Raw genomic sequence first — 13,511 nt, 5'->3', positions numbered from 1 at the left:
TCAAAATAGCGGCATGTCCCCGCTCATCAGAGAGACCCGTTGATCCGCCCCGTCTTTGAGCCCGAAACTCTGCCTGTCATCGCGACAGGCGCCGATCTGCCACCGGTCGCGCGCGAGCGTCTGACGCCCGATGCACTGCGGGCGCGCTTTGATCGGCAGCTTGCCTGGACACCCGAGAAAATTGCCGATGCGCCGTGGCGCAATACCGACCTCGATCCGCGCGTGGCCGCGGTGCTGGTGCCGCTCGTCGTGCGCGCGCGTGGCCTTACCGTGTTGCTCACGCAGCGCGCGGACCATCTGAACGATCACGCCGGTCAGGTGAGTTTTCCCGGCGGTCGCCAGGAACCGTTCGACGCTGATGCGACCGCAACGGCTCTGCGCGAAGCGCACGAAGAGGTGGGCCTCGACGCGTCGCGCGTCGAAGTTCTCGGCGCGTTGCCCGACTATCTGACTGGCACCGGCTTTCGCGTGTCGCCGGTCATCGCTCTTGTGCACCCGCCGTTCTCGCTGGAGATCGATACGCTCGAAGTGGCCGAGGTCTTCGAAGTGCCGCTCGCGTTCCTGATGGACCCGTGCAACCACGAAGAACGCCTGTTCCGCTACGAGGGCGGAGAGCGCCGCTTCTTCGCGATGCCATATCCGCGCGGCGAATTGACGGTGGCTCCGGAGGCCGCCGAGCAGCGCGGCGCGCACCACGCGCAGACGGTCACGCCAGCAGCCGTGCAAGGCGGCCATCATTTCATCTGGGGCGCGACGGCGGCGATGCTGCGCAACCTGTATCGGTTCCTCGCCGCATAAATTACGTGACTCGCATCGCCGCGTCGACGATGCACAGTTGCGCGAACGACGCACTTGTCGGCGCTTTGTCAGCATCCGCGTTCAGACTCATCCGACCCTGTGCTATCGTTATAAAACAATCGTAAAAACTTAAAAAGCACGGCGCATCGCATGACTTTTTTCTCCGTATTGCTGGCTCTGATCATTGAACAGGTACGCGCGCTGTCGCCGAACAATCCGTTGTCCGCGTTGCTTCAATACCATGCGGAGTCGGCGGCGCACGGATTCGATGCTGGCAAGCAACGTCACGGTCTGCTCGCGTGGCTCGTCGTGGTGGTGCCCTGGACGCTCGCGGTCGCGCTCGTCTACTACGTGCTGTATCACATCCACTTCATGCTCGCGTTCCTGTGGAACGTCGTGGTGCTGTACTTCACGCTCGGCTTCCGGCAGTTCAGCCATTACTTCACCGACATCCATCTCGCGTTGAACAACGACGACGTGCCACGCGCGCGCGAAATTCTCAACGAATGGACCGGGCTCGAGACCGTCGACATGCCGGTCAGCGAGATCGTGCGTCACACGCTGATCCACGCGGTGGTCGCGTCGCATCGCCATGTGTTCGGCGTGTTCTTCTGGTTTCTGATTCCGGTCGGTCCCGCTGGCGCGGTGCTGTACCGTTGCGCGGAATATCTCGCGCGCGCATGGGCGCGGCCGGCCGACGACCGCACCGTCGCGTTTTCGAGCTTCGCGCAGCGCGCGTTCTTCGTGATCGACTGGGTGCCGGCGCGGCTGACGTCGCTGGGCTTTGCGATCGTCGGCAATTTCGAGGATGCGATTTACGCGTGGCGCAACCATGCGCGGCAGTGGCCCGATACGAACGACGGCGTGTTGCTCGCCGCGGGCAGCGGGGCGCTCGGCGCGCGCCTGGCCGGGCCACTCGCGGAGCCGTCGAGCCTCGACGCGCTCGCCACCGGCGACGGCGGTCCGATGCAGGTCGGCGACGACTGCACGCCGCGCACGCTGCAATCGGCAGTGGGGCTGGTGTGGCGTGCAGTCGTACTGTGGATGATCCTGCTGTTGATGCTGACCATCGCGGTGTGGCTCGCCTGAAGCGGCCAAGCCACGCGCGCCGCACAAGAAGAAGTCGGGCAATGCCCGGCTTCTTCAATTTCCGACTCCGCTTCACCCCTTCAACGGATCGCGCACAGTCCCGCATTGCCAGCACACGGTGAACTGCGCCTCGAGCACCTCGCCGCACTGCTGACATTGCCATGGAGGCGCGCCCGGAGCCGGTCCTCGCGAGGCCGCTTCGATCAGCCGCCGCGCGATCGCCTCATCGCGTTCATCGACGAGCCACAGCTCCGGCGCGCACTGGTCGGCCGGAATCTCACCGAGCGCACCGTTCAGATAGCGGTTGTGCAGCTCGCAAGCGATGCCGGCGGTCTCCAGCACGTTGACCCAATGCTGTCCGATGATCAGGTTCGGCGCGCGCATCAGTTTCATGTCAGCGGACAATCTGGCTCGCCTCGTGCACGAGCTGCGCATAAAGCGCATGCCGTTCGCGGCGGATGCGCCCGTCGGCGACGGCTTCGAGGATCGCGCAGCCAGGCTCGTGCAAATGATGGCAGTTATAGAAACGGCAGTTTGGCAGCAGCGGCCGGAACTCGGGGAACGCGCGTTCGAGCCGGCCTTCGGTCAGGTGATGCAGGCCGAATTCCTGAAAGCCCGGCGAGTCGATCAGCGCGCCGGCCGCGCCGTTGACGCCATTCACGCCGGTCGTGCCCTCCGACCGCGGCAGCGGATAAAGACGCGTGAACGTCGTGGTATGGCGCCCGCTGTTCAACGCGGTCGAGATCTCGCGCGTCGCGACTTCGGCATCGGGAATCAGCAGGTTCACGAGTGTCGATTTGCCCATGCCGGACTGGCCGAGCAGCAGCGTCGCGTGACCATGCAGATGTTCGGTCAGCGTTGCGCGTGCCGCCTCGGGCTGCATCCGGATCGACGCTTCGAGCACCGGATAGCCGAGCGCGCGATACGGCTCGAGCCGCTTGCGCGCGCCGTCCAGAGCATCGGTGACGTCGATCTTGTTCAGCACGATCAGCGGCTTCAATTCGTTCGCCTCGGCGGCGACGAGCGCGCGGCCGAGCAGATCCTCGCTGAAATGAGGCTCGGTGGCGAGCACGATCAGCAACTGGTCGAGGTTCGCGGCGAACAGCTTCGACTTGTACTGATCCGAGCGATACAGCAGATTGCGCCGCTCGCCGATCTCGACGATCACGCCTTGATCCGCCGAGGTCGGCTCATAGATCACGCGATCGCCGACCGCGACCTCGCTGCGCTTGCCGCGTGGGAAACATTGCAGCAACGCGCCGCCGTCCTCAGGAGCGACCAGATAGTGGCGGCCGTGCGCGGCCACCACGAGGCCGCCCGTGCGCGCGCCGTGCATGCCGGATGCGGTGGCCGACGCGCCGCGCGCCGCCTTCTTCGGAGCGCGGCCGCTCATGCGTGCTGCAGCAGTCGGTCGATCCGCTGCGAGGCCGGCGGATGCGAATAGTAGAACGCGGTGTAGATCGGATCGGGCGTCAGCGTCGACGCGTTGTCCTCATACAGCTTGACGAGCGCGTTGACGAGATCGTGCGCGTCGGTTTGCGTCGCCGCGAACGCGTCGGCTTCGAACTCGTGCTTGCGCGAACTGAGACTGCCGAGCGGCGTGACGAAGAACATGAACACCGGCAGCGCGAGGAAGAACAGCACGAGCGCGAGTCCGCTATTGCCGCCGACGAGCGACGGCCGCACGCCGAGCCCTTCGTAGAACCACACGCATTGCGTCAGCCAGCCGAGCAGCGCGAGCATCGCGAGGCTGATCGCGAACGTGACCAGCATGCGCTTCGTCACGTGACGACGCTTGAAGTGGCCGAGCTCGTGCGCGAGCACCGCTTCGATCTCGCGGCCCGACAGGCGCGCGAGCAGCGTGTCGAAAAACACGATGCGCTTGCTCGCGCCGAAGCCGGTGAAGTACGCGTTGCCGTGCGCCGAACGGCGGCTGCCGTCCATCACGAACAGGCCCTTCGCGGCGAAGCCGCAGCGCTTCATCAGCGCCTCGATGCGGGTCACGAGCGCTTCATCCTTCAGCGGCTCGAACTTGTTGAAGAGCGGCGCGATGAAGGTCGGGAAAATCAGCAGGCCGAACATCTGGAACGCGACCCACACGACCCATGCCCACAGCCACCACAGGTTGCCCGCGCGGTTCATCAGCCACAGCACGACGAACAACAACGGCAGGCCGAACGCGATGCCGAGCAGCGCGCCCTTCAGACGGTCGAAAAAGAACAGGCTTTTGCTCATGCGATTGAAGCCGAAGCGTTGCTCGACGACGAACTGCCGGTAGTAATCGAACGGCAGGTCGATCGCGCTCGTGATCGCGATCACAGCGGCAACCAGCGCGATCTGACCGACGTAGCCGCGGCCGAGCCAGTCGGAGATCGCGAGATCGAGCATCTGCACGCCGCCGAGCAGCGTGAGCCAGATCAGCACGGCCGCGCCGACGACGATCTCGACCATCGCGAGCCGCGTGCGCTCGACCGTGTAGTCGGCCGCGCGCTGATGCGCGGTGAGCGCGATGGTGTTCGCGAACTGGCTCGGCACCTGTTCGCGATGCGCGACGACGAAGCGGATCTGCCGCGACGCGAGCCAGAGTTTGGTGCCGACCATCGCGACGACGGCGATGACGAACAGGGCGGTGAAGTACAGGGTAGGCATCCGGGGATTCCGTGGTATCTATGCGAGAATTATATGTTTCTTCCCGCCTTGCGGCGGAGATACGGTTTAACGCGACGGTTCAACGCAATAGCTCCGGGTAGCAGTTCAGGGCGGCGCTTTGGCGCGGCCGGCCCGGCTCGAACCGCGCGAATCGATTTCAAACGAACACATGCCGCGCCGCGCGGGTTTCCAGCTAAGCCGCGCCGCGCGGCCCTCAGGGTTGCCTTCATGACTGACATCCTCGCATCCACCGAACAGCCGCCGCTCGTGCGCAGCGACATGAATCTCGTCTGGCTGGACATGGAAATGACCGGGCTCGAGCCCGACACCGACCGCATCATCGAGATCGCGGTGGTGGTGACGAATTCGACGCTCGACAGGATGGTCGAAGGTCCGGTGCTCGCGATTCATCAGAGCGATGAATCGCTCGCGAAGATGGACGAGTGGAACCAGAACACGCATGGCCGCTCGGGGCTGATCGATCGCGTGAAGGCGTCGACGGTCAGCGAGGCCGACGCGACCGCACAGATCCGCGAGTTCCTCGGCCAGTACGTGCCGCCGGGCAAGTCGCCGATGTGCGGCAACTCGATCTGCCAGGACCGCCGCTTCATGGCGCGCTGGATGCCGGATCTGGAGAGCTTCTTCCACTACCGCAACCTCGACGTGAGCACGCTGAAGGAGTTGTGCCGGCGCTGGCAGCCGGTCATCTACAAGGGCTTCCAGAAGCGCGCGATGCACACGGCGCTGGCCGATATCCACGAGTCGATCGACGAGCTGAAGTACTACCGCGAGCATTTCCTCGTGCCGTCGGCGCCGGACGCCGCCGCGAGCGCTCAGTAAAGCGCGGGCCTGCACGGGCAGGCCACGAACCTCGAACCTCAGTCTTGCCGCGGCGCGCGTTGCGCGCTTTTCGGCCGGAACGCCTTGACCACGTCGACGTTCGTTTCTACGTAAGGGCCGCCGATCAGGTCGATGCAGTACGGCACCGCCGCGAAAATCCCTGGCACCTTGACCATGCCGTCATCGCGCAGGCCTTCCAGCGTTTCCGTGATGGATTTCGGCTGGCCGGGCAGGTTGATGATCAGCGCGGCGTGTCGTTCGGTTTCGCGGATCACCGCGACCTGGCGCGACAGGATCGCGGTCGGCACGAAATTCAGGCTGATCTGCCGCATCTGCTCGCCGAAGCCGGGCATCTCCCTGGTCGCGACAGCGAGCGTCGCCTCGGGCGTCACGTCGCGGCGCGATGGGCCGGTGCCCCCGGTCGTCAGCACCAGATCGCAGCCCACTTCGTCGACCAGCTCGATCAGCGTCGCCGAGATGGTCGGCGCGTCGTCGGCGATCAGCCGCGTCACCACCTGCCATGGCGAGCTCAAGGCCGCGCCGAGCCACTCCTGCAGCGCCGGAATGCCCTTGTCCTCGTACACGCCCGTCGACGCGCGGTCGCTGATCGACACGAGGCCGATCACGATTTCGTCGGGGTGCTGACGTTGCTTACGTCGATCAGGCGTCGCGGTCGTCATCGTCGTCTTCCGCGGCGAGGTTGGGGGCGTGCGCGTCGTCCGCTTCGTCGTCTGTGCCTGCTGCGCTCTTGACCCACTGGAACAACTCGCGGAAGTAGCGCGGCGGCTTGCTCTGCTCCGCTTCCTTGCGCGCGTTGCGGATCAGCGTGCGGCCCTGCTGCGGATCGGCGCTCGGGTGCTGGCGGATGAATTCGGTCAGCGCGGCGTCGTCGGCAAGCAGCTTTTCGCGGGTGCGCTCGATCCAGTGGAGCTTCGCCGTCTCCGACTTGTTGATGCCCTTGTAGGTGTCGAGCGCGGTGCGCAGCGCGGCGGTTTCGGTGTCGAGCAGCGAGCGCATCACGCGGCCGACGTACTGGATCTGGCGGCGCTTGCCTTCGTGGTCGGTGATGCGGCGCGCTTCGCGCACGGCTTCGTCGAGCTTTTCGGGCATCGGCATGCGCTTGAGCGCGTCTTTCGGCAGCGCGACGAGTTCCAAGCCCAGATCCTGCAGCGCTTGCATTTCGCGCTTGACCTGAGACTTGCTCGGACGATCGTAGCCGTTTTCGTCGACTTCCGTGACGACGGATTCGATCGGTTGAATGCGGGTTTTGCGTGTCATGCCGGTATTGTAACTTGCCGCGCCGGCCCGACCCGCGGCGGCGCGTACCTTGCTATGATCGCGGGATTGCATTTATCCCGCACCCGCGCGCCTGCCCCGAATACGGAGTGCATACCCAGGGCCGCGCGGCCCCAACAGGACGGCAACCACAATGGCAGCAGACATGGACGTCAAGCAGCGCTTTTTTCCGCATACCCAGGATGAGCTGAAGGAAATCGCCTCGGACATCCTCCGTCACGCGACGGCGCTCGGCGGTACCGACGCCGCGACCGAAATCTCCGAAGGCGACGGCCTGTCCGTCTCGGTACGGCGCGGCGAAGTCGAGACGATCGAGCACAACCGCGACAAGATGGTCGGCGTGACGGTGTTCATCGGCAACAAGCGCGGCAACGCGAGCACCTCGGACTTCTCGCCGCAGGCATTGAAGGACACGGTCGCGGCCGCCTACAACATCGCGCGCTTCACCGCCGAGGACGATTGCGCGGGCCTCGCCGAAGCCGAGCTGCTCGAAACCGCGCCGCGCGACCTCGATCTGTACCACCCGTGGAATCTGTCCGCCGACGAAGCGGTCGAAATCGCGCGCCGTGCCGAAGACGCCGCGTTCGCGACCGATCCGCAGATCAAGAACTCGGAAGGCGCGAGCGTGTCGGCACAGCACTCGCAGTTCGTGCTGGCGACCTCGCGCGGCTTCCTCGCCGGCTATCCGTATTCGCGCCACTACGTCGCGTGCGCGCCGATCGCCGGCAGCGGCCGCAACATGCAGCGCGACGACTGGTACACGTCGACGCGCAGCGCCGACGAACTCGCCGATCCCGAAGCGGTCGGTCGTTACGCGGCGCAGCGCGCGCTCGCGCGCATCGGCGCGCGCGGTCTCGACACGCGCAAGGTGCCGGTGCTGTTCGAGGCGCCGCTCGCGGCGGGCCTGCTCGGCGCGTTCGTGCAGGCGACGAGCGGCGGCGCGCTGTATCGCAAGACTTCGTTTCTGGTCGACAGCCTCGGCAAGCCGGTGTTCGCGCCGCACGTGCAGGTGGTCGAAGACCCGCACGTCGCGCGCGCGATGGGCAGCGCGCCGTTCGACGAGGAAGGCGTGCGCACGCGCCAGCGCTCGGTCGTGAAGGACGGCGTCGTCGAGGGCTACTTCCTGTCCACCTATTCGGCGCGCAAGCTCGGCATGAAGACCACCGGCAACGCGGGCGGCTCGCACAACCTGTCGCTGCTCAGTTCGAACACGCGCCCCGAGGACGACTTCGAGGCGATGCTGAAGAAGCTCGGCACGGGTCTGCTGCTGACCGAGCTGATGGGGCAGGGCGTCAATTACGTGACCGGCGACTACTCGCGCGGCGCGTCGGGTTTCTGGGTCGAGAACGGCAAGATCCAGTATCCGGTCGAGGAAATCACGGTCGCGAGCACGCTGCAGGAGATGTTCCGCCATATCGTCGCGATCGGCGCGGATACGATCACGCGCGGCACCAAGCAGACCGGCTCGGTGCTGATCGAGCGGATGACGATCGCGGGGCAGTAAGCCGCACGGCTCGTTCCGGCGCAGCCCCGTATCAAACGAAAACGCCACGCAACTGAACGTTGCGTGGCGTTTTTTATCGCTTGCGTGGCGCCGCCTGCCGTCAGACGTCCTTGCGCTGATACGTGACGAATGCGTAATCGAAGTCGTTGGGCGCATTCGAGTGATGCGCCTCGCGCGCGATTTCTTCCCACACGCGTGGGTCGATCGCGGGGAAGGTCGCGTCGCCGTCGAAGTCGGCGGCGATTTCGGTGACGATCAGCTTGTCCGCATGGCGCAGCCCTTCGTCGTAGAGCTCTGCGCCGCCGATCAGAAACGCCTGCGGCGCCTGGTCCTGCGCGGCGAGCGCGAGCGCTTCGTCGAGATTGGTCGCGGTGTCGCAGCCCTGAAAGCGTCGCGAGGCATCGCGCGTGACGACTATGTTGCGGCGTCCCGGCAGTGGCCGGCCGATCGATTCATGCGTTTTGCGGCCCATGATGATGGGCGCGCCCATCGTCGTGCGCTTGAAGAATTTGAGGTCTTCGGGCAGTCGCCAGGGCAACTGGTTGTCGCGGCCGATCACGCCGTTGCTGGCGCGAGCGACGATCAGGGTGAGCGTCGTCATCGAATGGAAAGAGGAGGGTAACCGGGCGATTCTACCCGAGCCGTCGATGCACACCGACGCGTACCCGCCTCTCACTCCCGCGCCGGCCCGTCCGCGGGGAGCGCTCCCTTGTCGTCGGCGCTGCCCGGTTCGCGCAAGCCGTGCACGCCCATCAGCCGATACAGCGTCACGCGGGAAATGTTCAGATCCACCGCCGCCTCGTTCAACCGGTGCCGATGGCGCAGCAGCGCGGCCTCGATCGCGCGCTTCTCGGCAGCCTCGCGCGCCTGCGTGAGCGTCATGCTTTCCTGTTCGGTGTAGCCCGCGAGGTCGAGGTCGTCGGCCGAGATCAGCTTGTTCTCGGCCATCACGATCGCGCGGCGCACGCGGTTGATCAGCTCGCGCACGTTGCCGGGCCAGTTGTAGTTGTAGAGCGCCTCGATCGCCGACGGCGTGAAGCCGCGAATCTTGCGCGCGTTGTCGGTCTTGAACTTGTGCAGCATGTGGTACGCGAGAATCTCGATGTCCCGCCCCCGCGCGCGCAGCGGCGGCTCATCGACGCGTAGCACGCACAGGCGATGAAACAGATCCGCACGGAACTGGCCCTCGCGCATCGCGCCGTCGAGATCGACGTGGGTCGCCGAGATGATGCGCACGTCGACCGGAATCGATTCGCGTCCGCCGAGCCGCTCGATCTTGCCTTCCTGCAGAAAGCGCAGCAGGCTCGCCTGGCTTTCGAGCGGCAGATCGCCGATCTCGTCGAGAAACAGCGTGCCGCCGTCTGCCGCCTCGACGCGGCCGATCTTGCGCTGATTCGCGCCGGTAAAGGCGCCGCGCTCGTAGCCGAACAGTTCGGATTGAAGAAGATGATGCGGGATCGCGCCGCAGTTGATCGGCGTGAAAGGCGCCTTGCGGCGCGGCGAGCGCTCGTGGATTGCGAGCGCGGTCAGCTCCTTGCCAGTGCCCGATTCGCCCGCGATGAACACGCTCGCGTCGGTGTTCGCGACCTTGCGGATCGTGCGAAAAAGCTGTTGCATCGCCTCGCAGGTGCCGACCATTTCCTCGTCGCCCGCTTCGCTGACGGGCGGCGGAAGTTCCGGGTCGCACAGCGCGACCATGCCGAACGCGTGGCCGGCCAGATAGTCGATCGTCGCGTGCGCGACGGGCAGCTTCACGAAGTCGAAGCAGTAGTGGCGCACGAGGCGTCGCACGAGCGGATCGTCGAGCCGCTCGTTGGTCGCAAGCGCGATCCAGCCGATCTGCTGCTGACGCAGGCTCGCCTCGAGCCCGCCGATGTCGCGCGGCGCGAAGCTCGCCAGATCGACGATTCCCGCGCATGCGATGTCAGGTTTCACGAGCCGCCCGAGTTCGTGCGCCGAGCGCGCCGCCGCGACCTGCCAGCCGCGGCTTTTCAGATGCGCGATCAGCGTTTCGTCGGGCGTGCGCGCGACGTACAGCAGCTGTCGCGCGACGCCGCGCACCGCGGCGCTCGCCGGGGCGCCGGCCTGGTTGCTTGCCGGGGGGGCGACGCCCGGCGCCGCCGCGGACCCAGCGGACGACACGGCGGCGCGCTGCTTCGGCACCGCGAGCGACAGATGCGATCCCGCTGCCGCGACGGAAGCCACGCTGTTCAGATGAGGTGATTCACGCACGTTCGACCTCGTATCGTTGGCACGTCAGAAGGTGTACGGAAAGCGCATGCCGACCACAAAGTTCGGCGCGTCGGGTGTGAGTCCGATCGATACCGAGCCGTTGATGGTCAGATGCTTGTTCACGACGTGGTTCAGGCCAAAATTCATCGCCGCGGCCGTGGTTTCGCTGCCCGGCACCTTCTGATAGCTGCCGCCCGGCGACTTGGTCTGCGACTCGGGTTCGAGCGCCATCGTGAACGACACGCTGGCCGAATCCTTGTCGGAGAACGCGAGCGCGACGCCTCCGCCGAACTGCACGATGTCGCCGAGCTTGACCGTCGCCGGTTCGGTTTGTCCCTGCACCGACGAGATGTCCGCGAACGAACGCGCAAGGTTGTAGGTATAGGAAACGCTGCCGAACAGCACGACCGGGTCGTAGGTCTTCAGCACCGACAGACCCGCCGTGATGTTCCAGAAGCCGGTGCCGGTCGGCAGTCTGGTCGGCACGACGAGGTTGGTGTTGTCCGCGTCGACCTGCACGACTTTTTCGCCGAACGGCGAGCTGCCGGTCGGCGCCTTCACGCGCAGACTGCCGACCACGTCCGGCAAGGCATTGGTTTCCCTGACGAACTGGTAGTAGATGCCGAAGTTCACGTCGCCGATGTCGTGACTCGACACCGTCGCGTCCGACAGCGTGCTCGCCGCGCCGCCCGCGCCGCCGACGATGAAGGTGCTGCGCCGATACACGTACGGCACGTCGACGTCGACATTGATGCGGTCGGACACGCCGTAGCGCGTGTCGAGGTCCGCCATCACCTGGTGCGACTTGGTCTGGCCGAGGTTGATGTTGCCGAGGAAAATCGCGTCGAGCGCGAGGAAGCCCGACAACTGCAACTGGCGACGGTCGTAGTAGGTGTCGCTGATGCCGAAGTCCATCGTCAGCTTGTGGTCGAAGAGCGGCGCATGCTCGCGTTGCACGACCGCCTGCTCGGCCTGCGTGCGCACCGGTTCGTTCGCGCGCTGGGTCCGGCCGACCGCGCCGCTGCCGTCGGTGGCGGCGGGCAGGCCGCCGGCGCCGGCGTTGCCTGCATTGCTGCCGTCGGGCGTCGGCGGATTGACCGGCACGCCGGTCGCGGTGCCGGTGGTGCCCGCCGGCGCGGGCGCGCCGGGCGCGATCTGCGCGAGCGGCGGCAGCGGCACCGGCAGGCCGTCGGCGCCGGGCTGCTCGGCCACCGTGTCGCTGCCAGCGGGGGCGCCGGCGCCCGGCACGCCGCGTCCGCGCTGCGCCATCTCGAGTTCGGTGACCTGCCGTTCGAGCGAATGGATCTGCCGCTGCTGCTCGTCGATGACGCGCATCAGCGTGTTCAGACGGTCCTCCACGGATTGACCGGCGAGCGCCTGCGCGCTCGCCGACTGAGAAAGAGCCCACAGCATGACGGCGGCCGGAATGGCCGCGAGAGCCATGCGCGGCGCCCTGGTCGATGTCACTTTTTTCATTTTTTGCTCCCCCGGTGATCCGGCCGCGCGGTGCTGACTGCGCGGCCGTTTCTTTACTGCTTGTGCTGCAACTGGCGGTGGCGGCCCGCCTCGTTATCTCCTGTTTTGCAGTGCCTGTAGCACGCCCAACTGACGAAGCATCGAAGCCGACATCTGCTGGGTTTGCAGATGCAGTTGCAGGGCGTTGGCGACTTGCTGGTTATTGCCTGCAATCTGCAGCAACTGGGCGATCTGCCCGTTGCTCGGCGCGATGGTCTGGGTGGCGAGCCCAGCGGGTGTCTGCAGCGCCACGTTCACGCCGTTGCTGCCGAACGAAATGCCGGCTTTCATGGAGCCGGTCGAATTGCTGGCCGATGCCGACGGCGCGTTGGCGGAGCCCGTCAGCGTCAAGGCGCTGTTGTTGAAGTCGATTAGCGTGGAGTTCGTGCCGCTGTTGCGATCGCCCGCGACCTGGGTGACCTGCGACACGCCATTGACGCCGACGCTCTGGCCGCCGCGCGCCTGGGCATTCGGGTTGGCACCCGAATCGCCTGGATGGCCGTGCGCGCCGCCGCTCACGCTGGCGAACGTGCTGACGGAGCTGGTGAGCTGGCCGCCGCCGTTCTGCACCGCGCTCAGCGATCCCTGGGCGAGCGCGCTCGCGCCGTTGGGCAACTGCCATTGCGAAATGACGTTCAGCACGAAGCCGGAGATCATCGTCGCGCCGGCGTATTTGCCGGTCTGGGTCGCGAGCACGTCGTCGCCGACGAGTTGCACCCGCAGGGGCGCGGCGCCTGGCTCCGGCGGTATCGAAAGTTCGGGAGCCGGTGGCGAGGCGGCGCCCTCCGAAGCGTGGGCAAGGCCGCCTGCGCCGCAGGCGATGGTGCAGAGCACGAACCCAAGCTGTGTGAAGTGTGACTTCATGGCGGGATCAGAACATGTCTGCCTTGTTCAAGCCGTACTCGAAAAAGGGAGTCGCGGCGGTGCCGGCTGCCAGCGCAGCGGCGCGCAGCTTCAGCGCGAGCGACTCGTTGTCCACCAACAGTGGTGAATCCTCCCTGAAGGGTTTGCCGAGGACCGCGAACACGAGACCGTTCCAGGTCTTCGCGAAGTCCTCTTCGAGCACGATGCGATTGCCGAGCGCCGGGTCCGCGATGAACACGCGGCCGTCCTGCGCATGTTTGACGATCACGAAATGCTCATAGCCGTCGATGTTCATCAGGACCATCACCGGGATCTGAAGATGGTGGAGCGCTTCGACGTTGACGCGAAAGCCGCGGCCGCGCAGTCCGATGGTCTCGACGAAGTGCTTCATGTCGAGCATCGAGAAGCCGTTCTTGACGACGACTTCGGGCGTTGAAAAGACCATCATCCGGCGAATCAGTTCGGGTTCCGGAATGTCGATGCCGTAGCCGTACTTGAGGAGGGTGGCGAGCGCCGCCGCGCCGCAGCTGTAATCGAATTGCTGATTGACGATGTGGTTGTAGCGCAGGTCCTTCATCGAACGGACCGTCTTCGTCAACGGCACGCCGACGAACGTGGACGTGTCGATGCTCGACTGTGCGGCGGCGTAATCCGCGCACAGCACGCACCCTGCCAGCGCTACGGCGAACGGTAGCGCCGGGAACCCCTTGAACCCGGTCATGCT

At 65.9% G+C, this 13,511-nt stretch carries 14 protein-coding genes; 4 read left to right on the top strand and 10 right to left on the bottom strand.

The genetic code is table 11. The features are described from left to right. Positions 1-39: 39 nt before the first annotated feature. Together OKW28_RS30550 and OKW28_RS30545 are read left to right on the top strand one after the other, a co-directional pair. Positions 40-798, top strand: a complete 759-nt coding sequence (locus tag OKW28_RS30550; protein WP_429451120.1) for an NUDIX hydrolase — start codon at positions 40-42, stop codon at positions 796-798. A gap of 150 nt (positions 799-948) precedes the next feature. Beyond that, positions 949-1,887, top strand: coding sequence for a CobD/CbiB family protein (locus tag OKW28_RS30545; RefSeq protein WP_090801273.1), 939 nt, complete (start codon positions 949-951; stop codon positions 1,885-1,887). A 72-nt stretch (positions 1,888-1,959) separates the two neighbouring features. Here OKW28_RS30545 and OKW28_RS30540 read toward each other — a convergent pair whose 3' ends face one another. Genes OKW28_RS30540 through OKW28_RS30530 form a run of 3 tightly spaced genes read right to left on the bottom strand, consistent with a single transcriptional unit; the run spans position 1,960 to position 4,536 of the window. Beyond that, entirely contained in the window at positions 1,960-2,280 is a 321-nt protein-coding gene (locus tag OKW28_RS30540) for a DUF2007 domain-containing protein (protein WP_184006321.1), read from the bottom strand. Between the two features lies 1 nt (position 2,281). Continuing rightward, a complete protein-coding gene (rsgA, locus tag OKW28_RS30535; RefSeq protein WP_429451118.1) occupies positions 2,282-3,280 on the bottom strand; it encodes a ribosome small subunit-dependent GTPase A in 999 nt (332 codons plus the stop codon). Then, entirely contained in the window at positions 3,277-4,536 is a 1,260-nt protein-coding gene (locus tag OKW28_RS30530) for a M48 family metallopeptidase (protein ID WP_429451116.1), read from the bottom strand. The genes rsgA and OKW28_RS30530 overlap by 4 nt, the downstream gene beginning before the upstream one ends. 228 nt (positions 4,537-4,764) lie before the next feature. On the opposite strand from OKW28_RS30530, the gene orn reads away from it, so the two are divergent. Next, on the top strand, positions 4,765-5,376 hold the full coding sequence (gene orn, locus OKW28_RS30525) for an oligoribonuclease (RefSeq protein WP_184073818.1): 612 nt from the start codon (positions 4,765-4,767) through the stop codon (positions 5,374-5,376). A gap of 38 nt (positions 5,377-5,414) precedes the next feature. Here the strand turns inward: orn and mog are convergent, their stop codons facing one another. Both mog and yjgA read right to left on the bottom strand, forming a co-directional pair. Next, positions 5,415-6,056 (bottom strand): molybdopterin adenylyltransferase, encoded by a 642-nt coding sequence (mog, locus tag OKW28_RS30520; protein ID WP_429451113.1) that lies wholly within the window; start codon positions 6,054-6,056, stop codon positions 5,415-5,417. Further along, positions 6,037-6,654, bottom strand: a complete 618-nt coding sequence (gene yjgA, locus OKW28_RS30515; protein WP_429451111.1) for a ribosome biogenesis factor YjgA — start codon at positions 6,652-6,654, stop codon at positions 6,037-6,039. The genes mog and yjgA overlap by 20 nt, the downstream gene beginning before the upstream one ends. Before the next feature lie 151 nt (positions 6,655-6,805). On the opposite strand from yjgA, the gene pmbA reads away from it, so the two are divergent. After that, a complete protein-coding gene (gene pmbA, locus OKW28_RS30510) occupies positions 6,806-8,176 on the top strand; it encodes a metalloprotease PmbA (RefSeq protein ID WP_429451109.1) in 1,371 nt (456 codons plus the stop codon). Positions 8,177-8,276: 100 nt separating this feature from the next. Here the strand turns inward: pmbA and OKW28_RS30505 are convergent, their stop codons facing one another. The 5 genes from OKW28_RS30505 to OKW28_RS30485 form a co-directional block, all read right to left on the bottom strand. Continuing rightward, positions 8,277-8,777: a dihydrofolate reductase gene (locus OKW28_RS30505; RefSeq protein ID WP_176124212.1), complete on the bottom strand. Its 501-nt coding sequence runs from the start codon at positions 8,775-8,777 to the stop codon at positions 8,277-8,279. A gap of 71 nt (positions 8,778-8,848) precedes the next feature. Beyond that, a complete protein-coding gene (locus tag OKW28_RS30500) occupies positions 8,849-10,408 on the bottom strand; it encodes a sigma 54-interacting transcriptional regulator (protein WP_429451107.1) in 1,560 nt (519 codons plus the stop codon). 24 nt (positions 10,409-10,432) lie between these two features. Then, positions 10,433-11,884, bottom strand: a complete 1,452-nt coding sequence (locus OKW28_RS30495; RefSeq protein ID WP_429451105.1) for a hypothetical protein — start codon at positions 11,882-11,884, stop codon at positions 10,433-10,435. A 93-nt stretch (positions 11,885-11,977) separates the two neighbouring features. Next, positions 11,978-12,787 carry a peptidase C39 gene (locus OKW28_RS30490; protein WP_429451104.1) on the bottom strand — a complete coding sequence of 270 codons (810 nt, stop codon included), beginning with the start codon at positions 12,785-12,787 and terminating at the stop codon, positions 11,978-11,980. Positions 12,788-12,794: 7 nt separating this feature from the next. Beyond that, positions 12,795-13,508, bottom strand: a complete 714-nt coding sequence (locus OKW28_RS30485) for a C39 family peptidase (protein ID WP_429451103.1) — start codon at positions 13,506-13,508, stop codon at positions 12,795-12,797. Positions 13,509-13,511 lie beyond the last annotated feature (3 nt).

Source organism: Paraburkholderia sp. 40 (assembly GCF_050434105.1).
GTDB classification, from domain to species: Bacteria; Pseudomonadota; Gammaproteobacteria; order Burkholderiales; family Burkholderiaceae; genus Paraburkholderia; species Paraburkholderia tuberum.
This window is presented reverse-complemented; position numbering and strand designations above follow the sequence as displayed.

Bases quoted from the DNA above. Each gene is read 5' to 3' on its own strand.
- OKW28_RS30545 (WP_090801273.1), top strand. From the start codon at position 949: ATGACTTTTTTCTCCGTATTGCTGGCTCTGATCATTGAACAGGTACGC.
- OKW28_RS30540 (WP_184006321.1), bottom strand. From the start codon at position 2,280: ATGAAACTGATGCGCGCGCCGAACCTGATCATCGGACAGCATTGGGTC.
- rsgA (WP_429451118.1), bottom strand. From the start codon at position 3,280: ATGAGCGGCCGCGCTCCGAAGAAGGCGGCGCGCGGCGCGTCGGCCACC.
- OKW28_RS30530 (WP_429451116.1), bottom strand. From the start codon at position 4,536: ATGCCTACCCTGTACTTCACCGCCCTGTTCGTCATCGCCGTCGTCGCG.
- orn (WP_184073818.1), top strand. From the start codon at position 4,765: ATGACTGACATCCTCGCATCCACCGAACAGCCGCCGCTCGTGCGCAGC.
- mog (WP_429451113.1), bottom strand. From the start codon at position 6,056: ATGACGACCGCGACGCCTGATCGACGTAAGCAACGTCAGCACCCCGAC.
- yjgA (WP_429451111.1), bottom strand. From the start codon at position 6,654: ATGACACGCAAAACCCGCATTCAACCGATCGAATCCGTCGTCACGGAA.
- pmbA (WP_429451109.1), top strand. From the start codon at position 6,806: ATGGCAGCAGACATGGACGTCAAGCAGCGCTTTTTTCCGCATACCCAG.
- OKW28_RS30505 (WP_176124212.1), bottom strand. From the start codon at position 8,777: ATGACGACGCTCACCCTGATCGTCGCTCGCGCCAGCAACGGCGTGATC.
- OKW28_RS30495 (WP_429451105.1), bottom strand. From the start codon at position 11,884: ATGAAAAAAGTGACATCGACCAGGGCGCCGCGCATGGCTCTCGCGGCC.
- OKW28_RS30490 (WP_429451104.1), bottom strand. From the start codon at position 12,787: ATGAAGTCACACTTCACACAGCTTGGGTTCGTGCTCTGCACCATCGCC.
- OKW28_RS30485 (WP_429451103.1), bottom strand. From the start codon at position 13,508: ATGACCGGGTTCAAGGGGTTCCCGGCGCTACCGTTCGCCGTAGCGCTG.